The sequence below is a fragment of the Roseofilum sp. KMC-1 genome, assembly GCF_057802075.1.
Window position 1 is genome coordinate 2,900,345 of the sequence record NZ_CM173605.1, and the last position, 19,908, is coordinate 2,920,252.

At 44.9% G+C, this 19,908-nt stretch carries 16 protein-coding genes and 1 CRISPR repeat array (1 of these 17 running past the window's edge); of the genes, 9 read left to right on the forward strand and 7 right to left on the reverse strand.

Features of this window, described 5'->3' with window-relative positions; genetic code table 11:
• Window positions 1–284: a CRISPR direct-repeat array (repeat unit 37 nt; unit sequence CTTTCAGAAAACCTTTGAGTTTTCTGTGAATTGAAAC) (it extends 1,360 nt beyond the left edge of the window).
• An 81-nt stretch (window positions 285–365) separates the two neighbouring features.
• The 3 genes from cas5c to cas7c are packed head-to-tail and all read left to right on the forward strand — an operon-like array spanning window position 366 to window position 3,443.
• Window positions 366–989, forward strand: a complete 624-nt coding sequence (cas5c, locus tag AC3FZD_RS13590) for a type I-C CRISPR-associated protein Cas5c (protein WP_488736552.1) — start codon at window positions 366–368, stop codon at window positions 987–989.
• Window positions 974–2,599, forward strand: coding sequence for a type I-C CRISPR-associated protein Cas8c/Csd1 (locus AC3FZD_RS13595; RefSeq protein ID WP_488736553.1), 1,626 nt, complete (start codon window positions 974–976; stop codon window positions 2,597–2,599). Before cas5c ends, AC3FZD_RS13595 begins: the two co-directional genes overlap by 16 nt.
• Entirely contained in the window at window positions 2,592–3,443 is an 852-nt protein-coding gene (gene cas7c, locus AC3FZD_RS13600) for a type I-C CRISPR-associated protein Cas7/Csd2 (protein ID WP_488736554.1), read from the forward strand. Before AC3FZD_RS13595 ends, cas7c begins: the two co-directional genes overlap by 8 nt.
• A gap of 211 nt (window positions 3,444–3,654) precedes the next feature.
• Here the strand turns inward: cas7c and AC3FZD_RS13605 are convergent, their stop codons facing one another.
• Window positions 3,655–5,073 carry an MFS transporter gene (locus tag AC3FZD_RS13605; protein ID WP_488736555.1) on the reverse strand — a complete coding sequence of 473 codons (1,419 nt, stop codon included), beginning with the start codon at window positions 5,071–5,073 and terminating at the stop codon, window positions 3,655–3,657.
• Between the two features lie 109 nt (window positions 5,074–5,182).
• Between AC3FZD_RS13605 and AC3FZD_RS13610 the strand changes: the two genes are divergently transcribed.
• Window positions 5,183–5,707, forward strand: coding sequence for a phosphoribosyltransferase (locus AC3FZD_RS13610; RefSeq protein WP_488736556.1), 525 nt, complete (start codon window positions 5,183–5,185; stop codon window positions 5,705–5,707).
• Entirely contained in the window at window positions 5,658–7,367 is a 1,710-nt protein-coding gene (locus tag AC3FZD_RS13615) for a phospholipase D-like domain-containing protein (protein ID WP_488736557.1), read from the forward strand. The genes AC3FZD_RS13610 and AC3FZD_RS13615 overlap by 50 nt, the downstream gene beginning before the upstream one ends.
• Before the next feature lie 130 nt (window positions 7,368–7,497).
• On the opposite strand, the gene AC3FZD_RS13620 is transcribed toward AC3FZD_RS13615, so the two are convergent.
• The 4 genes from AC3FZD_RS13620 to AC3FZD_RS13635 form a co-directional block, all read right to left on the reverse strand.
• A complete protein-coding gene (locus AC3FZD_RS13620) occupies window positions 7,498–8,787 on the reverse strand; it encodes an ABC transporter substrate-binding protein (protein ID WP_488736558.1) in 1,290 nt (429 codons plus the stop codon).
• Window positions 8,788–8,899: 112 nt separating this feature from the next.
• Complete coding sequence (locus tag AC3FZD_RS13625; RefSeq protein ID WP_488736559.1) at window positions 8,900–9,154, reverse strand: NifU family protein; 255 nt, start codon at window positions 9,152–9,154, stop codon at window positions 8,900–8,902.
• Between the two features lie 74 nt (window positions 9,155–9,228).
• Window positions 9,229–9,879, reverse strand: a complete 651-nt coding sequence (locus AC3FZD_RS13630) for a DUF3386 domain-containing protein (RefSeq protein ID WP_488736560.1) — start codon at window positions 9,877–9,879, stop codon at window positions 9,229–9,231.
• 111 nt (window positions 9,880–9,990) lie between these two features.
• Window positions 9,991–12,093 carry an adenylate/guanylate cyclase domain-containing protein gene (locus AC3FZD_RS13635; RefSeq protein WP_488736561.1) on the reverse strand — a complete coding sequence of 701 codons (2,103 nt, stop codon included), beginning with the start codon at window positions 12,091–12,093 and terminating at the stop codon, window positions 9,991–9,993.
• A 443-nt stretch (window positions 12,094–12,536) separates the two neighbouring features.
• On the opposite strand from AC3FZD_RS13635, the gene AC3FZD_RS13640 reads away from it, so the two are divergent.
• Window positions 12,537–14,519, forward strand: a complete 1,983-nt coding sequence (locus AC3FZD_RS13640; protein ID WP_488736562.1) for a response regulator — start codon at window positions 12,537–12,539, stop codon at window positions 14,517–14,519.
• Here AC3FZD_RS13640 and queA read toward each other — a convergent pair.
• Window positions 14,516–15,646, reverse strand: coding sequence for a tRNA preQ1(34) S-adenosylmethionine ribosyltransferase-isomerase QueA (gene queA, locus AC3FZD_RS13645; protein WP_488736563.1), 1,131 nt, complete (start codon window positions 15,644–15,646; stop codon window positions 14,516–14,518). The genes AC3FZD_RS13640 and queA overlap by 4 nt on opposite strands.
• 247 nt (window positions 15,647–15,893) lie before the next feature.
• Here queA and AC3FZD_RS13650 point away from each other — a divergent pair, with 247 nt between their 5' ends.
• On the forward strand, window positions 15,894–16,283 hold the full coding sequence (locus AC3FZD_RS13650) for a hypothetical protein (RefSeq protein ID WP_488736564.1): 390 nt from the start codon (window positions 15,894–15,896) through the stop codon (window positions 16,281–16,283).
• Between the two features lie 194 nt (window positions 16,284–16,477).
• Window positions 16,478–17,488, forward strand: coding sequence for a calcium-binding protein (locus tag AC3FZD_RS13655; RefSeq protein ID WP_488736565.1), 1,011 nt, complete (start codon window positions 16,478–16,480; stop codon window positions 17,486–17,488).
• A gap of 57 nt (window positions 17,489–17,545) precedes the next feature.
• On the opposite strand, the gene AC3FZD_RS13660 is transcribed toward AC3FZD_RS13655, so the two are convergent.
• Window positions 17,546–18,916: an adenylate/guanylate cyclase domain-containing protein gene (locus tag AC3FZD_RS13660; protein WP_488736566.1), complete on the reverse strand. Its 1,371-nt coding sequence runs from the start codon at window positions 18,914–18,916 to the stop codon at window positions 17,546–17,548.
• Between the two features lie 196 nt (window positions 18,917–19,112).
• Between AC3FZD_RS13660 and hpsJ-A the strand changes: the two genes are divergently transcribed.
• Complete coding sequence (hpsJ-A, locus tag AC3FZD_RS13665; protein ID WP_488736567.1) at window positions 19,113–19,898, forward strand: HpsJ-like protein, cyanoexosortase A-associated; 786 nt, start codon at window positions 19,113–19,115, stop codon at window positions 19,896–19,898.
• The last annotated feature ends 10 nt before the right edge of the window (window positions 19,899–19,908 follow it).

Consider the following 19,908-nt stretch of genomic DNA (forward strand, 5'->3'; position numbering starts at 1 on the left):
ACCTGATCCACCTGATCCAGATTTTTTCTTTCAGAAAACCTTTGAGTTTTCTGTGAATTGAAACCAAGAAGAAGTTGGAGTCCCTTTTGTGGTAGTTCATCTTTCAGAAAACCTTTGAGTTTTCTGTGAATTGAAACCAGAAAATCATTGTAGTAGCGGGGCGACTTCTCTTCCTTTCAGAAAACCTTTGAGTTTTCTGTGAATTGAAACAATTAGCGGTGATTTCTTCCCTTCTTTACGTTTTTGTCTTTCAGAAAACCTTTGAGTTTTCTGTGAATTGAAACGACTGTAAATTTAAGTAAAAAATCGACACTCTTGCAGCAAATATGCTACAATAGGTAAATCCAATTTCTCCAACGACGCAGATGAAAGTCAAATTCACTGCAAGCTGGGCGATATTCACTCGCCCTGAACTCAAGGTAGAAGCCGTTTCCTACCCAATTCCGCCGCCTAGCGCGATCGCCGGGATGCTCTCCTCGATTATCTGGAAACCTGAAATGCGATATCGGATCAACCAAATCATCATGATCAATCCGATTCAGTATGGCAGCATGATGAGAAACATGGTGAAGAACAAGGCATTTCGGCAAAATTGCATTGATATTGAAAACGATCGCACCCAGCGATCGCACCGATACCTAAAAGATCTCTGTTTTATTGCTGATTTCGATATTCTGGCAGACGATCCGATCAAATACATTGCCCAATTGAATCGCCGGGTTGACAAGGGGCAATCCTTCTCTGGAGTTTACGCCGGGACTCGCGAGTGTACAGCCGATTTTTCCTGTCCCACCGGAGAAGAAAAACCCCATTACACCTACGATGGCACGATGGACTTCGGCCTGGTGCTACACCACCTCAACTATATTCCCAATACCAAGGGTAAAGTCACCTGGAAAAACAAAGGGGAAATCGTCAAGGGAGATGTGGAACCCGTCATGTTCCACGCCATAGCCGAGCAAGGGGTAATCCAATGTTCAATCAGTTAACCGCTTTGGGCGAACGGCTCAATACCCTGGAACTGCTGCCCCCCAAAGGATACGCCATCCAAGAAGTGACGATCATTGTTGATTTAGATGCTCCCCAGTTGCCGCCTAAGATCGTTGATCCCATCCGATTACCTGTCCCTCACCTAGAGCGCAATGGGGCTAAACCCGTGTTGTTAGTTGACCGGGCTGAATATGTGCTACCCTTTTTCCCCAAGAACAAGGCTAAGGAAAAGCACCAGCTCTGGAGGGAACTAGCCCAGCAGTACAGCCAAGAGACCGGAGACGAGGGCGTACAACTGGCTCTGGAGTACATGGAAAATCTAGGAAATTGGATCGGTGAGATCTACCAGGAGAGTAATCAGAAAGACCGCATGAGCTTAGAAAAGTGGGTGGATTTTCGCTATAAAGGCGATCGCCTCTGCCAGTCCGCGACCATTCAGCAGTGGTGGCAACAGCGCTGGTTATCGGCCCAAGAGACTACCAAAGGCACTTGTCTACTCACGGGACAACAGGATGATATTTGCCGACTTTTGCCCTATAAAAACAAGGGCATTGCCGGTACAGATGGGGCAGGGGTGAAGCTCATCTCATTTGATAAGGCAGCCTTCCAGTCCTGGGGATGGGAAGGCTGCCACAATGCCCCCATCGGATTAACGAGTGCGATCGCCCTAACTCAAGCCATGCAATGGTTGATTCTCAGTGACAACCATTCCTTTAAGATGGGCAATCTGACCTACTTCTTTTGGTCAAACTTGGGGGATGGCTTCGATCTCAATCTGGCTGAAGATATCGAGGAAATCGATCCCAGAGAAGACCGTTATCAAGGGATTTTGGTTAACGCTACCGGCGATCGGCTCAAGGTTTCGGATGTCGCCGACCAGGACTATCACCTGATGGCCGTTCGAGGCATGGGCGCTCGTGTAGCGATTACCTCCTATGGCACAGAAAAAGCCGATCGCATTATCAATTCTATTCGAGAGTATCAGCAGATTCACTTAGATATCACCGCCCATACCCAGCATCCTAAGATCTACGCTTTATGGAAAATTGTCAGCACTTGCTTGCCCCCTGGTAAAGGAATTGAGGTCGTTAAAGCTCAAATTACCCGTGAGTTTTTAGACTACATCTTCACCGGCAAACCCATAAGTCAGTCGGTAAAAATTCGACTACTTGAGAGGATCGCCAAGTCAGGGGATATTTCACAAACTCAGGCGATCGCACTCAAGATTATCTGTAAAGGAGCAGCCATGGAACAACATGAAATTGCCGAACGTTACGGCAGAATTGCCTTCTTGATGCATCGCGCTGAAGTTGCAGTTAGGGGAACAGAAGACACTTCAGCATCTAAGGCTTTTGGGTCTTTAATGCGATCGCCTCGTACCGTTTTCCCTCGACTGTACCGCCTGCTAGATATTCATTTGAAGTCAGGAAAATCTCACAGAGAAGAGCGCTTACTTACGCCACTATTCAAAGGAATGCCCTCATCTTCTGAACTGCAAAAAATTCAATTTAACCTGGATGAGCAAACCGCATTTTGTGAGGGATGGTGGAAACAAAAAGCAGAATATTTCACGAAGAAAACTGAACAGGAAGCAGAATCAAATGACTAAACCAAACTGTGACCCAACCAAGCGCCACGATGCAATTGTATTGTTTGATTGCACCAACAGTAATCCTAACGGCGATCCAGATGCTCTAAATGCACCCCGTATGGATATTACTACCCAACATGGATTGGTCACTGATGCGGCTATTAAACGCAAAATCCGCAATTATGTTTTAGATAAAAAGCAGGGTGAAGAAGGCTACAAGATCTTTGTGACCCAAGGGGCAATCCTCAATGATGCCATCAAAGCGGGTTATAATGCCCTAACGATTGAGGTCTCCAAGACCGGAAACCCAGAACAACAAGCTCAAGTACAAGCCTGGATGCAGAAACAATACTGGGATATTCGCATGTTTGGCGCTGTTTTATCCACTGGCATGAATGCAGGGCAAGTCTGGGGGCCCGTTCAAGTTGGGTTTGGGTGTTCTGTCGATCCCATTGAACCCATGAGTGTTACCCTGACTCGATGCGCTGCCACGGATGGCAAAGAAGGCAAGGATAATAAAACCATGGGAACTAAAGAAATTATTCCCTATGGATTGTACCGGGCTGAAATTTCCTATAATCCGAACCGGGCCAGTGATGCCGTAACCTCAGCAGATCTAGAGTTATTCTGGGAAGCTTTGTTAAACTGCTGGGAAAACTCAGACTCTAGTAGTAAGCGTTTGGACTGCCAAGGATTAATGGTCTTCACCCATGAGAGTAAGTTAGGAGATATCCCACGACGGGACATTAATAGTGCAGTATCTGTGAGCAAAAAGGAAGATCAGAACGTGCCTCGATGCTTCTCAGACTACAAAGTGGAGATCGACTCCGATCTAGCTCATCGGTTTGCCACATTCAGGTAGTTAGAGCAATTAACAATTAACAATTAAAAAGTCTTGGGAGCGAGACGCTCCCACTCCACTAAGATCAAGTCCGGTTCAACAGTTGTCATTGCGATCGCTTCATTCCGCTCCGCGACCTTCGCAATGACATACTATAACTGATCCAACGGACTTTATATAACTCATTTAGGTTGGCTATACAAGCAGACCCTGCCCACCCTACCCGATACTTTTATCCTCTGGTTTTCCTGTTATCCATGCGATTCTCCTCAAGCTTTAGGAGAATTTCTTGATGCACGGTTTGGGTAATGGGATAGAAGTAAGCTAAACCCACACCCAGGATGACGCAGAACAGGGGAAGCAGGGTAATAGATAAACGAATGGCTAATAGTGCAGAATCAGGTTGGATAGGAGCGGTTGATCCGGCGATCGTCGATTGATATCCCGACCAACCTAAAATCTGGCCCACTAAGGCTAAACCGAGGGCCAGACCCATTTTTTGTAAGACCAACATAAAGGAATAAAACACTCCCTCTCGACGTTGACCGGTTTTCAGTTCATCCAAATCGATCACATCCGGGAGCATCGACCAGGGAATTAAATACCCGACAGAAACCCCAAATCCGGCAATAATCGATAACAAGAACATTAAGCCGACTTGACCGGGTTGCAGCAGAAATAGCCCCAATTCTGTGATTAGCCAAAACCCAGCACCGAGATAGTAAACGGCTTTTTTGCCTAACCGATAACTGACTTTACTCCACACAGAGAGCATCACTAGGGCAGTTCCTTGTACGGCCAAAGCAGCCATGAAAAAGAGAGAATCGGGTAATCCCATCCAACTGACAACATAATATTTAAGCACTGTAGCTGTAACTTGGATGGCTAACCAGGAGGATAAATAAATTCCCATCACGAATAGGAAGGGCCCATTGGTAAAGGCAATCTTGACTTGATCGATGAGGGGAATGGATGCTTCTATATGGGTTGATTTTCTCTCTTGTTCTATGCGTTTGACCGGTTGCCGAGTTCCCCATATCGATAAATAGAGGGGAATGACGGATAATACGGTGGCTAGAGCAGCGAGTACCAAATGTTGCAGTTGGGGATCTTTAATCAGTAAGGAGAGGACTAAGCCGAGGATTAAGGAGAAGATACTGCCGCCAATGGAGAAGGTGAACCGAAAGCTATTTAGAGTGGTACGTTCATTGTAATCTGGGGTGAGTTCAGCCGTGAGGGCCACATAGGGCAAGTTGACCATGGTGTAGCCCAAATTAAAGAATATGCTTACCACCACGTAGTACCAAAAGGTTCCCCATTCTCCGAAGGGGGGGACAACCCAACAGAGGAAGAAAAAGAGACCAAAGGGAATTGCGCCCCAGATCATCCAAGCATGTCGTCTTCCCCATCGAGATTGGGTGCGATCGCTTAAAAAGCCAATGATTGGATCGTTAATTGCGTCCCAAATTTTACCAATCATTAACACCTGACCCGCCAAACCGGGACTGAGACCGGCGACATCAGTTAAGAAGGGTAAAAAGATAAACACCAAGAGATTGGCGGTAATGGCTGGCCCTAAGTCTCCCAGGCCATAGGATAATTTCTGTAACCGGGTCAGGGGTGATGGTGATGGGTGGCTCTCAGAGGTCATAGGTTAAGATATGCTAAAACTATGGGATAATTGGGTTTCCATTTGACTAGGTTTCCCTGAGAATAAATCTTCTATGATGCTGCCCTGATACCCTTCCCTTATAGCTGTGATGTCTGATTTATTTGTTTCTTGGTCAGAATACCACCAAAAGATTGAACGATTGGCCGCCCAAATTTATCAATCGGGTTGGGAATTTAATCAAATTGTCTGTATTGCCAAGGGTGGTTTGCGCGTTGGAGATATTCTCTGTCGATTATATCGGAAACCCTTAGCGGTTCTTTCTGCTTCATCATACACGGGCCCGGATTATCAGACACGGGGTCAAATTCGGTTTTCTCCTCATTTGAGTATGACTACGGATCGTTTGCATTCTCCAATTTTATTGGTTGATGATCTAGTAGATTCTGGGATTTCGTTGCAAGAAAGTATTACTTGGTTGAAAAATTACGCAGAAGTGGAGGGCGATCGCCTCGATGAAATTCGCACGGCGGTATTATGGTATAAATCCTGCTCAGTCTTTGTGCCGGATTATTATGTGGATTATCTGACGGATAATCCCTGGATTCATCAACCCTTTGAAGTCTATGAGCAAACTCTCCTTGAGGAACTGGTGGCAAAATATAGTTCTAAATAAGAAACACATATCCTGTAGGGGCTGGTTTGAAACCAGCCCCTACAAAACCAGCCCCTACAGAATACTCCTAGTCCTGTTAAGTCTTCTCTTCACAGGATGTAAACCCAAAAGTCCAGAACTGAATACCCTTGAGCCTCTACCTCAAGATCCATTTATTCAAGTTTATTTTAATTCTTCTGAAGCCTCCAGTTATACAGAACCCTATCGCCCAATTACGCGATTAGGGGATAATTTAGAAGCGGTTATCATTGAAGAAATTAATCAAGCTCAAACTAGCATTGACCTTGCAGTTCAAGAGTTTCGTCTACCCCAACTTGCCCAAGCACTCGCCACCCAAGCTAAAGCGGGAGTCAAAATCAGGGTTATCTTAGAACATACCTATTCTCGCCCTTGGAGCGATTTTACTCCTCGCGAAATTGCCCAATTAGATAATGACAATCAAAACCGATATCGTGAGTTTGTTAAACTAGCCGACATCAACCAAGATGGTCAACTGTCTGAAGAGGAAATTAACCAAAGAGATGCCCTAGCGATCCTGCGTAATGCACAAATTCCGGTTATTGATGATACGGCAGATGGATCGCGAGGTAGTGGGTTAATGCATCACAAATTTGTGGTTATTGATAACCAGCGCTTGATTGTTTCTTCGGCTAATTTTACTACCAGTGGTATTCATGGAGATCTTCAAAATCCAGAGAGTCGAGGTAATGCCAATCATCTGCTGACGATCCAAAGTCGGGAACTATCGGAGAAATTTACCCAAGAATTTAATTTGATGTGGGGAGAGGGAAATTCGAGACCTGACACTCGTCTATTTGGCCTACGAAAACCTTTACGTCCTGCTCAAAGTCTTGTTATAGGGAATACTCCGGTTTCCGTTCAATTTTCTCCCACTTCTTCCTCCGAGTTATGGATAAATAGCGCTAATGGTTTGATTGGAAAAACGTTGAAAACCGCTCAAGAAACGACAGATTTAGCTCTGTTTGTTTTCTCTGAGCAACCTTTAGCGAATATTCTGCACATTCAGCATCAAAATGGGGTTGAGGTGCGGGCGTTGATCGATCCGGTGTTTGCCTATCGATACTATAGCGAAGCTTTGGATATGCGGGGGCTGGCGATCGCCAATCAATGTAAGTATGAACCTGACAACCTGCCCTGGAGAGCAAAGATTGATACTGTAGGCACGCCTAAATTAGCGATCGGTGACAAACTGCACCACAAATTCGCCCTCATCGACCAAAAAACCGTTATTACCGGCTCCCAAAATTGGTCAGAAGCGGCTAATCAAAAAAATGATGAAACTGTCCTTATTCTTACCAACCCTACCGTTGCGGCCCATTTTGACCGTGAATTTCAGCGCCTTTACCGTAATGCTAATCTCACCCTTCCAGAGCGCATCTCTGAGCAGATTGCCCGTCAAAGCCAAGATTGTCCCCAAATTGAAGCCCAAACCGACCACCCCATTCGCGGTAAAATAGTCAATTTAAATACTGCAACCTCAGAAGAATTACAAGCGTTACCCGGTATTGGAGAAACCTTAGCCGGACGCATTATTGCTTTCCGTCAACAGCAACCCTTTACCTCCCTCGAAGATTTAGATCGAGTGCCAGGGGTGGGGCCGAGTTTGTTAAGAAAATTGGAAGGCCGAGTAACTTGGTAGAGGATAGCCGCTTCTTCTCCCCTGCGATTGCCCTACAACTTGGTTGATTTTATTGGTGTAAATTTGGGGCGTTACGTCGGTTTTTTTAATGGACTGATTAAGTTCAAAATTTATGCCCGACTAACGCACCCTAAAAGCTCAAACTATTCCAGGTTTCGGCTGCATCTGATATGGCTTGCTCCACTGTTTTTTCGCCTAACATTGCCCCTTGCAGGTTGTCGTAAATGGCTCCTTTTAACTCGGTTAATCCCTTCATAGCGGGAATTAAGACTTCTGCCGAGTCCAATTGTTGGGAACCGATCAAGCGGGCGGTTTCTAGGGGAGTGGACTGGGAGGTGGATTTGAGTTGGGTTTGATACTCTTGTACGGATTCTACTGTGGAGGGCAAGACATTGGCTGCTTGGGCAAAGGCGAGTTGATTTTTGGGGTTGGTGACGAAGAGGGCGAATTTGAGGGCGTTTTCGGGTTGATCGGTTTGACGAGGGATGACTAAGTTCATGACGGCGACGTTGATTTTACCTGTATTCCCGGTAATTTGCGGAGAACTCTGGGTGACTTCGGCGATGGTAGGGGCGTTGGTGGCGATCGCATTCATAAATTCTGGCCCTGAGAATAACAGCGCCACTTCCCCTGCTTGATATAATTCAATGGCTCGCCGGTGTCCCTGGGTTAACACTTCTCTGGGTAACCAGCCTTTTTGGTACAAATCCACCCAGTATTGAAAGGCGGCTTTTCCTTCAGGGGTATTAAACGCGGCTTTTCCTTGCTCGTCTACTAAAGTCACGCCCATTTGTACCATGGACTCTAGGACTTCCGAGGAATCTTCGGGCACAAACGTTACAAAAAAGGCAAATTTTCCTGTTTTTTCCTTGACTTTTTGGGCGGCTTGTGCTAATTCGGCATAGGTTTTTGGAGGTTCGGTAATGGCTGCTGCTTGCAAAATCGATTGATTATGGAGGGTGATGCGGGTGGTGAGATACCAGGGTAAACCAAACGTCATTTCGTTGAGGGTATTGGCTTTCCAGATACCGGGTAAATAGAGAGTGCGATCGCCCTCACTAATGCGATCTTCTAAGGGTAACCAAGCTTGACGAGCTGCTAGAGTCGAGGCAAAATTGGGGTTTAAGTTGACCACATCTGGAGCGGTTTGCGCTGCCACCGCCGTTAAAATTTTACTCTCCATCGCCGCCCAAGGCACATCCACCCAACGAATGGTCACTCCCGGATTTTCCGCCTCAAACTCAGCAATTAGGGTATTAAAATAATCCGTAAACTTAGGTTGTAATTGCATCGTCCAAAACTCCACTTCCCCGGAAGCAGAATTCTTGGGTTGGGGAGCGCCACAACTAATGAGCCAAGTGAGACAAAAGGCGATCGCCATCCATACCCAAAACGATTTGCGACGAACAGAGAGCATCATAAACCAACCTAAACAGGAAAACCATAATTATCAAACATCTAGGCTCAATAATCAATTCACCAGTAGGGATGAGTTTCAAACCCACCCCTACAATCATGACCTTTTACCAGCCCTAGAGAACCTGTTCAACTTCAGCAATTTCCGGGATAAATTCGCGCAAACGGCGCTCAATTCCCATTTTTAGGGTCATTGCCGAACTCGGACAAGAGCCACAAGCACCTTGTAAACGCAATTTCACAATGGGGCCATCAATTTCGCTCAGTTCCACATTTCCCCCATCAGCCATTAGGTAAGGACGGAGGTCATCTAAAACTGCTTCCACATTTTCCGGGTTGAGTTCTAGGGGAGGGGTTAAAGTGCTAGACATAGGTTTAATTCACCACAAGGGACTTCAAATGCTTTCAATTATCCTAACGCGATTGATGAAATTAGGCGATCGCCCTAAACCAGACTCGGCTCTAACAGTTTAATCTTCGAGTAAGTAAACTGAGTCGTCACCTTTTCCTCTGGCCGTTCCGTACGCAGGGTTTGATGGGTGAGCATAAAATAATCACCAACCCTTTGATAGCGGTCTTCAAACTGCACCTGCTGAATTAACTCACCCGTTTCCGTCTTGCGGAACACGGCATCATAGCGGGTGGGTAGATAGCCATTGCCTGTATCCAAGGTTTCATGGGTATCAATATAAAAGGTCATTTGACCGACCACCCGTTTGACATAGCAAATCGTGCGATCGCGTAATTTATACTCTGAACCCATAGCTGCACCAGAAACTTTGATCTCTACCGCACCCGTATCATCCGTTTCCCCCAGAGTAAAACTATTTTTACCATGGGTATCCTCAAAAGAACTGCGTTTACGGTGGGTAATAATATCCTTGAGTTGGGTTTCCACAGATTTTTTCACCGTCTCATTGTCAATCCCCGAAACTTCAATCGTCAGATCTCGGTTAATCTGAATAGAACCGCTATAGATTTCATTGCCTTGTTCAACATCAATCTCAGCCGTCATGCCGGGAAACTGGTCATCCCAGGTATAGCGATTTTCGTAAGCACTTTGGAAAAGGTCACGCGCGTTGGTGGTTTGAGTCATCTTCACTACGATCTGATTCGGATCATCAATTTTGCATATCTACCATTTTTACATAATGGGGGGATTGGGAGATAGGAGATTGGGGGATAAGGGGTTTTAATCCTAACTCAATTAGTCATTACTCATGACTCCTGCCAACCAGTAGGTTTTCATTTTCCCCTTCCCCTTAACCGAAATAATTCCCCGCTCTTCAAACTCAAACCGGTCTTTAAGACACTGATAAAACTCCTCACTCACCTGAATTTTTCCCGGCATCCCCGAAGACTCCATCCGCGAAGCCACATTTACTGTATCGCCCCATAAATCATAACTAAACTTACGCACGCCAATCACTCCCGCGATGACTGGCCCGGTATGAATGCCAATCCGAATTTGTAAACATTCTCCATTTTCCAAACAAAATTTCTGCATACATTCTTGCATATCTAAGGCCATGGCCGCCATAGCCGATTGATGGTTAGCTTGGGGCACAGGCAATCCCCCGACAACCATATAAGCATCACCAATCGTTTTGATTTTTTCTAACCCATGTTTTTCTGCTAAATAATCAAACGTAGAAAACATTTCATTAAGCCAAGTCACTAGATTAATGGGAGCCAGACGAGAGGATAAAGAAGTGAATCCCACAATATCCGAAAATAGGATCGTTACCGATTCAAAATGTTCGGCGATCGCCTGGGTTTCTTGTTTGAGTTGTTTGGCGATCGCCTCCGGCAGAATATTCAACAACAGCGTCTCCGACTTCTCCTGCTCTCGACGTAAATCCGCCGTTCTCTCTTCTACCCGTAACTCCAATTCTTCATTACTTTTTTCAAGAGCTGTAAACGACTCTTGAAGCTGATTAGCCATTTGATTAAACGATTGAGCCAAAATTTTTAACTCAGCCACCCCTTTAACCTCCACATTCTCAGCTAAACTCTCATGAGTCCAGCGCGTTAGAGCAGCACTTGCTAACCGACGACTTCCAGCACTTAACTGCATAATCGGATCAGTGATCCACTTCGCACTCACCCATCCAAAGCCAGTGGCAACCAATAGGGAAATCACACAGAGAGCGATCGTCCGTTGCGTATTTTTATGAATTTGTCCCATAAAATCTGACTCTGGAACAATCACCACAACTAACCAATCTAAATTCTGTCCTTGACTAAAAGGAACCACTTGCAAAAAATATCGCTCTCGATCCACATTTAATTCTAAATTTTTCGCTGTCTTGATATTCTCCAAATCACCAAAAATATCGTACAAATATAAAGTTGTTTTTTGAATCACCTCATTCTCACTCTCAATAGCGGGCAATCGCTCCACCGTCTCCGGTTTAATCACAAAGGGTAATTCTGACGTAGAAGTTGCCACCAAAAACCCAGAGCGATCCATAATAAAAGTTTTGCCTGACTCGCCAATTTTAATCCCTTGTAAGAAAGTACGGATATGAGATAAAACAAAATCTACTCCTAACACTCCCCACAATTCTCCAGACTCTCGAAAAACCGGTTGAGCAAGAGTTACTTTTAATCGCGGTTCCTTAAAATCTGCATAAACATCACTCCAGGTCGCATCTTGAGTATCTACTGCTTTTTTGTACCAAGGACGCACCCTCGGATCGTAGGCATTTCCCTTTTCTAAAAGTCGAGCTGGATTACCTTTATTATCGGTAGCATAACTATAAAAATGAAACGCAGTTTCTTGACCCGATCTTCCCACTTGCCAAGTTTGATCGTTCTGAAATCCTAAACCCGTAAATTCTCCCCCTTCCGTACCAAAATAAATCGCTGAAACCTCAATCGGATCAAATAGATCTCTTTGTCGCCAAAAAGCACGAGTTAAACGGGAATAATCTTGTGGATCTAATTGCCCTAATTCTAGGCTATTGGTATTGACTTCAGCAATAATGCGAGGCGCTTCTAAATAATCATCTAAATTTTGTCTAATTCTAGCACTGGCTTCATCCCGAAGCTGTAAAGTCACCTGTCTTACCGCTTGTTGACCATTGCGTAAAGACAACCAACCCGTTAATCCAACTGCTCCTACAATTTGTAAAATAAAGGGAATTACTAACAGTAATCTTAAGGGGATATCTTGAGATAGGTTCAGCAATTGATTGGCTGAAATTTTATTTTTTTGTTTAGAAATTAACGGTTGATTATGTAAAGGTTCATTCTCTTCAATCTCTCTCATACTGTGTTCCTTCGGTTTGAGATTGGTCTCCACCATAGATGATGACAAGTGTTAATGATTTTAAACTTGATGAACCCTTAATGTCACTCTTTACCCATGGTTGGGATCGGGGTAGCTCTTATTATAACGCTTTCCCTAGAAAACCCAATCTTCACGAGAGACTTATTTTCAATATTGAATTTCTTCGATTTAATTCAATAAAACTTTACACTCGAAGGAGATTTAGATCGCAATTGTTACATTTAATCAGTATTTATATTTATATTTTTGTGATTTATTGAACCATAGATCGAGACAGGTAAAACATGATGAACCTAATCGCTGACTCATTTTCCAAAATCAAACTCATCTGACTACACTGTAAACAGGGGAGTAAAACCATAAGGATTAACTCTTGTAGTCATGCAATCCAGTTTTAACCTAAGATTGAGATATTAATCGTCTTCCTATTGTGGTTCTACAGAAAAAAATCTACTCTAATGTATTCCTTTACAGATTTTCAGAATGCTTTTCAAGATATTGTTATTCTCATTGTAGATGATAATCCGACGAACTTAAAAGTTTTATCGGATACTCTTAAAGATTTAGGATGGGAAATTTTAGTAGCTCTTGATGGAGAAAGTGCGATTGAACAGGTTGAATATGCACAACCTGATTTGATTCTTTTAGATGTGATGATGCCAGGTATTGATGGATTTGAAACCTGTCGTCGTCTCAAGTCTTCACCTTCTACTCAAGATATTCCGATTATTTTTACGACGGCTTTAGGAGAAATTGAGGATAAAATACGGGGTTTTTCTGTCGGTGCAGTTGATTATATCACTAAACCTTTTCGTCAGGAAGAGGTGTTAGCTCGAATTAAAGTTCATTTACAACTGAGAAGCTTAAATCTTAATTTAGAAAAACAAAATCAGCAGCTTAAGAAAGAAATTAAAGAAAGAGCAAGAGCAGAAAATGCCTTGAAAAAGTTAACTGAAGAATTAGAATATAGGGTTAAATCTAGAACTCTTGAATTGCAAATCGCTAAAGATAAAGCCGATCGAGCCAATCAAGCGAAAAGTGATTTTTTGGCCCGTATGAGTCATGAATTAAGAACGCCATTAAATGCAATTTTGGGATTTTCTCAAGTTTTAAAAAAAGAACCTAATGAACATAAAAAGAAAGATCAATATTTGGATATCATTCTTCATAGTGGCGAACATTTATTGCAATTAATCAATAATATTTTAGAGCTTTCTAAAATTGAAGCTGGAAAATCTCATGTAAATGAAGCAACTTTTGATCTATGTAAGCTGATCGAAAGTGTAGAAAAAATATTATCTCTTAAGCTTGAATACAAACCCGTGAGTTTGATCTTCCAAGTTCCAGATAATGTCGATCAATTCATAATAGCAGATGAAGGAAAATTAAGGCAAATATTGATTAACTTGGTGGATAATTCAATTAAGTTTACAGAAAAGGGATGGATTAAAATTGAAGTTGACCAGTATGAAGAAGAGACCCCAAACAGTGGAGAAATAAATCAGCGTCTCATGTTTAAGGTTCAAGATACGGGTATCGGGATTGCTCCAGAAGATCTCGACAACTTATTTGATGTTTTCTTTCAAACCAATCAAGGGCTGAAAATGAACCAGGGGACAGGATTGGGCTTACCGATCGCTCGTGAATTTATTAAGTTAATGGGTGGTGAGATTTGGGTCAGTAGCACTTTGGATAAAGGGACAGTGTTTGAGTTTTATATTCCCGTCAAAGTGGCGGATCGGGTAACTGAAAGTTTACTGAGTCACCATCGTAATATTATGGGTCTGGCTAAAGATTGTCCAAGGTATAAGGTTTTAGTAGTAGAGGATCATTGGGCGAATCGGATATTGCTGGTGAATTTATTAAAACGAGTTGGGTTTGAAGTTGAGGAAGCCCTGAATGGACTTGAAGCCATAGAAAGGTGGCAAACTTGGCATCCTGATTTGGTTTGGATGGATATGAGAATGCCGGTGATGGATGGATATGAAGCAACTGAAAGGATTAAGTCGTTGCCAGAGGGGAAAGAAACGGTGATTATTGCTTTAAGTGCGAATGCTTTTGCTGAGGATAAGGAAAAGATGTTGGCGAGTGGTTGTGATGATTATTTAAGTAAACCCTTTGATGAGGTGGAGTTACTGGAAAAGATGGCCCAATATCTCGATCTTGAGTATGTTTATGAAGAGGAAAAAGCGATCGCCCAGGGAGATATGCAGGAGACGATCGCCCTCACCCCCGATCGCCTCAAATCCCTCCCTCAACCCTGGCTCGATCGCCTACATCAGGCAGCTACAGAAGCAGACAGCGATTTACTCCTGGATCTAATTGCTGAAATTCAAGAGCGCGATCGCCCCCTCTTTCACACCTTAACCACCCTTGTCAATAACTTTGACTTCGAGACGATTACCCAAGTTACCGAGGCGATCGCCAACTTAGATAATTAACAATTCATGTTCTGGTTCAGGCTCCCAACCGCAGCCTCCGGCAAAATCAGCATCGCATCCCCAAACGAATAAAAGCGATATCCCTGGGCGATCGCCTCCTGATATAACTCTAAAAGTCGCGATCGACCCACCAAAGCACTCACCAACATCAACAAACTCGAACGGGGCAAATGGAAATTCGTAATCAACCCCTCAACCACCTGCCACTTGTAACCCGGATAAATAAATAGATCTGTCTTCCCATAAAATCCCGATTCACCGCCCGACGTAGGGGCAGGTTTCAAACCTGCCCCTACAGAACCTGCCCCCTCCAACGCCCTCACCGAAGTCGTCCCCACTGCAATCACCCGTCCCCCCCGCTCCTTAGCCTCCTGCACCTTCCGCCAAGTCTCCCCAGACACCTCCAACCACTCCTGATGCATCTGATGTGTCCGAATATCACTCACCTCCACCGGGCGAAACGTCCCCACCCCCACATGCAGAGTCACCATCGCTCGCTCGATCCCCAGATTATCCAGCTCCTGCAACAACCGGGGCGTAAAATGCAAACCCGCCGTCGGCGCAGCCACCGAACCCTCCGCCTGTGCATACACCGTCTGATATTGTTCCGCCTCTGCCTGGGTATCCGTCACATAGGGCGGAAACGGCACATGACCATAATCATCCAACAGATCCTGTAACTCGCGATCGCCAGATAACTCAAACTCCAAAAACCTCCCCCCAGTCGCCTCATCCGTCCCCCGAATCTTCGCCCTTAACGGTGGCAAATCTAGATTCCTATGGGCAGAAAACTCAACCACCGCCCCCGCTTTCAACCGTCGCCCCGGCTTCACCAGAGCCAACCACACCTGACGCTCCACCCTCTCCAGCAGCAGCGCCTCCATCTCCATCCCCGTAGACTTACGGCCATACAACCGCGCCGGAATCACTCGCGTATTATTCATCACCAACAAATCCCCCCGCCGTAACCATTGGGGCAACTCCCGAAACACCCCATGATGACACCCTAGGGGCGAATTCACCACCAACAACCGCGAGCTATCCCTAGGAGTGACTGGATTTTGGGCAATACATCCCTCTGGTAGAAAATAATCATACCCATCCAACTCATAATCCTGAGAATTCATCGATCCCCATTCTCCATCCATCACAACAATTCCATCCCAGTTCTCCTTTAAAAATACCCCATCCCCCCATCCCCCCATCTCCCCATCTCCCCATCTCCCCATCCCCCCATCCCCCCATCTCCCCATCTCCCCATCCCAAATTGGGGGAATCTACCCAGAGCATATCGGGGAACTCTCCCCTACTCATGATCCCCGCTATCCAGAGAGAATAGAAATGTAGCATTTGCCAGGTGACCCAGGAAAAATTATGGACTATCTTTACTACCTCGCGAATGCCAGCTTAACCCTCCGGATTATTGAATATCTAAACCTTTCACCTCAATTCCAGGTCGATTTTGTTACCGTTATTCATCAAATCGATGGTTGGGTCGTCCGGATCAAGCTGGCCCGAGAACTAAACCCACAAGAAGCCGGTAATCTCCGCGCCGTCCTCAACGAATTAGGATTTGCTTATCAACCAGAGATCCGCGTACAAATGGCCCTATGGAGTCTAGAAACCGGCCAATCCCCTACCCATGTCATGCGCCGTTACCAAGTAGCCGTCGTCTCCCATGGCAGGCCCAGCCGCATCGAAGTCGAAACCTTTCGTAAACAATTTGTAATGGGTTTAGGCTATTGTCCAGAAACTCTGGCCTAAAACCATAAACAAGTTATAATGCAGCCAGCGATGAGAAGACCTGATTCAATATTTTTCAGTCTGTCCCCCTAACCATTCGCCTAGAAGGGATTTTAGAGATTCACTAGGGGGATTGACACAGTTCAGGGAGACTACTGCTATAATCTTCTAGGCGTACACCATAACGAAAGCCATAGAGTGAGGAGTGACTGATTATGGTATTTATACCCGGTACTGTTCCCGTTCCGTCTACTGGGCCCTTTCAGCCCGTTGTATCTGCACCCAATTTACCCGGTTTACCCGGTACGATTCCTGTACCTCCCTTCCCCACCGGTACAGTTTCCACTGTTTTAACGAATGATGTTACAGGGGTTAATGGCCTATCTCGGATTGTTGCTACCCCAACTCCTGTTGGTTTAGTAAACCCTCGGATTACAGCTCCCACTAATGACTATGTGAGTCTGGCGGGTAATTTTTCCCTTCCTACTGGCGGACTTTGGACGCTCGAAGGTAACGATACGGTAGTGGCTTCCATAGGGAACCAACGGATCTTAGGGAACGCAGGTGATGATTTGCTCTTTGGTGGCAATGACCAGGACAAATTAGCTGGCGGACAAGGTAATGATGTTCTAGTGGGTGGTCTTGGCAATGACTTACTCCTAGGAAACTTCGATAATGATGACCTCCTAGGCGATCAAGATGACGATACCCTACGAGGTGGTCAAGGTGGCGATCGCCTCGATGGTGGATCTGGAAATGACTGGTTGTTTGGTGACTTCGGCGTTGATGCCCTCACCGGTAGCGACGGCTTCGATACCTTTGTTATCCGTGCTAACGCACCCAACCCTCTGGCTGGAGTTCGTTATGTCAATCCTAACCTACCCGCAACCAGTCCTAACTACGTTGTCTTTGATCCAGGCATTGGCCCCGTTGACGGAAGTAATCCCTTCGCGGCTGATGTGATCACTGATTTCAATCCCCAAGAAGATATGTTGGGACTCGATAGCGGGTTGGTCTATTCTAACCTCAGATTCGATACCGGTCAAAATATTACTGGGGGTATCTCGAACGATACAGTGATTTACAACAACCTCAACAACACCGTACTGGCGGTGCTTGAAGACTATACCTTGGGTATCAATAGCTTTGATGTGGTTACTCTGACTCCGTTCCAACAAAATCTGGGATCGGATTTCTTTGGCCCCTATGTTGATGGCACAGTATAGCTATCCCCTACATTAATTCCCATGAGCGGCTATCCTATCGGTTTAGGATAGCCCTTTTTATTGCTGTTTACCGATTAAAAAATAGGTTTTGAGTTGGCCTTTGCCTTTGATGGGAATTTCTCCCCGTTCTTGAAATTGATATTTTCCTTGGAGCTTTTCATAAGTGGATTGGCTGACTTGAATCATCCCAGGTAAACCATGGGATTCCATGCGACTGGCGGTATTGACCGCATCTCCCCAGAGATCGTAACTAAATTTTTTTGTGCCAATGACTCCAGCAACAACTGGGCCGGTATTGATGCCAATGCGAATTTTAAATTGCTCTTGAGATTGGTGATTCAATTCATCGATCGCCTCTTGCATCTCTAAGGCCATATTAGCAATAGCTTCGGCATGATCCCTGCGCTCGATGGGAATACCGCCAACAACCATATACGCATCACCAATCGTCTTGATTTTTTCGAGATGGTGCTTTTCCGTCAGGGAGTCAAAGCGAGAAAAAATTTGATTGAGAAACTCGACTAATTCACAAGGTGACAACTGCTCTGCAAGCTCGGTAAACCCCACTAAGTCGGCAAACAGGATGGTGACTTCGGTAAAGCTATTGGCAATGGTAGCTTGGCCATTTTTCAATTGGGAGGCGATCGCCTCTGGTAAAATGTTGAGCAGCAAACGCTCGGACTTTTCCTGCTCCTGATGCACTCGACAAAACATTTGATGAAAGGCTTGCATGACTGCGCCTAATTCATCCGATCGCTCGGTGGAAAAAGAATAAAATTGAGGCTTAAGGCGATGAGGCTCGGATAAGACCTCTCCCGCAGCAATTAAATCATCTCTCAGGCGTAAAATGGGGATAATTACCGTTATGCCTAAAACCAATAAAGTAGAGGAAGTCACTACGATCGCGATAATGATCACTAATCCCAAAATCCGCCATTTATAAGCCGTGAGCAGAGGTTGAATGCGTTCCGCATTGTGGCGTGCCACTAGGGTATAGTTAATACTTAAATAATTGGCAGACCAAGCTACATCATAGCGCAATCCATTCCAACTGCGATCGCGAAAAACAGCCTCCTGTTGGGTTTGCTCAAAGGAAATTTCCGGTAATTCTCCAAACTCAAAAACGACTTCTCCCGTGCGATCGTAAATCGTAATCCCCACAATAATCGAATCTTTGGTTAAGGTTTCTACCTTTTGATAAAACTCTGAACCAGTATCCATTTCTAGATAGCTCAAGCGAACAATCGAATCAATAATCGCCCAAGATACTTCTTCAAGTTGCCTTAATTCTTGTCTTTCTTGCCGATAATAAGAAGGAATTAAAATAATCGTTTCGATCGCCATTAAACTCACAAACACCCAACCCGCAATTTTACGGGATAACTGAGCATTCAACAGCTTGACGAGAGTGGAAAACCGAATAGACATCCATGAGATCCTGAAAAGTACATGCCTTGGAGATCTCTACATTGGAGATCCCTATCGATCATGATGTCACCCAAAGTTAAAAGACGGCTGAATGGATAGAGATACAAAATGGGGTGAGGGAATCAGCTACCATAAGTCTAGACCAACCTCAGTGCATCTGATGGGGTTTGGAAGTCTTTCACTCGCTGCTATCCCTATGCTAGAGCAACAACCCAAGCCTGATACTCCTGCTAGTAATTTACCCCCTCGCTGGTTCCACAATCCGCTCCACCCCAATGATTCAGGACTGTTTCTTTCTGAAGCAGTCTTTAACCGAACCCTGCTGTTATTCCCTCTCGTGGGCTATACCATCTTGGGTTTAACGGTGATTAATATGGTGATTGTGTTGATCCCTCTCCAACCCTTGAATGGGGTTTGGGTGCTAGAAACCCAGGGATATTTGGTTGAGGGGTGTTGGTTTCCTTTATTAGGATTGGCGTGTATTCTTTATGGTCGCTGGGGTTATGTCGATCGCTGGGAATTGAGGTTATGGCGTTTTTTGTCTCGGATGACGCTGTGGGTGGGTTTGGTTTATTTATTGATGGTTCCTGTGGGGATTCGCCAAACTTGGCAGATTGATACGATGAACCAAGCTCAGTTACAGACCCAAAGGGTTGAATATAATCAGGTTTTTGTCCAGGCTCAAGAGCGTCTTGAAAAGAGCCAATCCTTAGAAGATTTAAATGCATTAAGGGTTTGGATGTTTCCCGATCGCATTTTACCTGTGCTTGAGAATCCCCAAGAGCTGAAGAAACAATTGCAGCAGGAATTAACCCAGACTCAAGCTCAGTGGGAGGGGCAATTAGAGCGTCAGAGAAGGATGCAACGGTTGACGCTCATAAAACAGTCGGTGAAGTGGAATTTGGGGGCTATGATTGCGGGAGCGGCGTTTTTAGGGATTTGGCATAAAACCCGTTGGAGTCGTCATGTGCGGTTGCGTTGAGAGGGGGGGA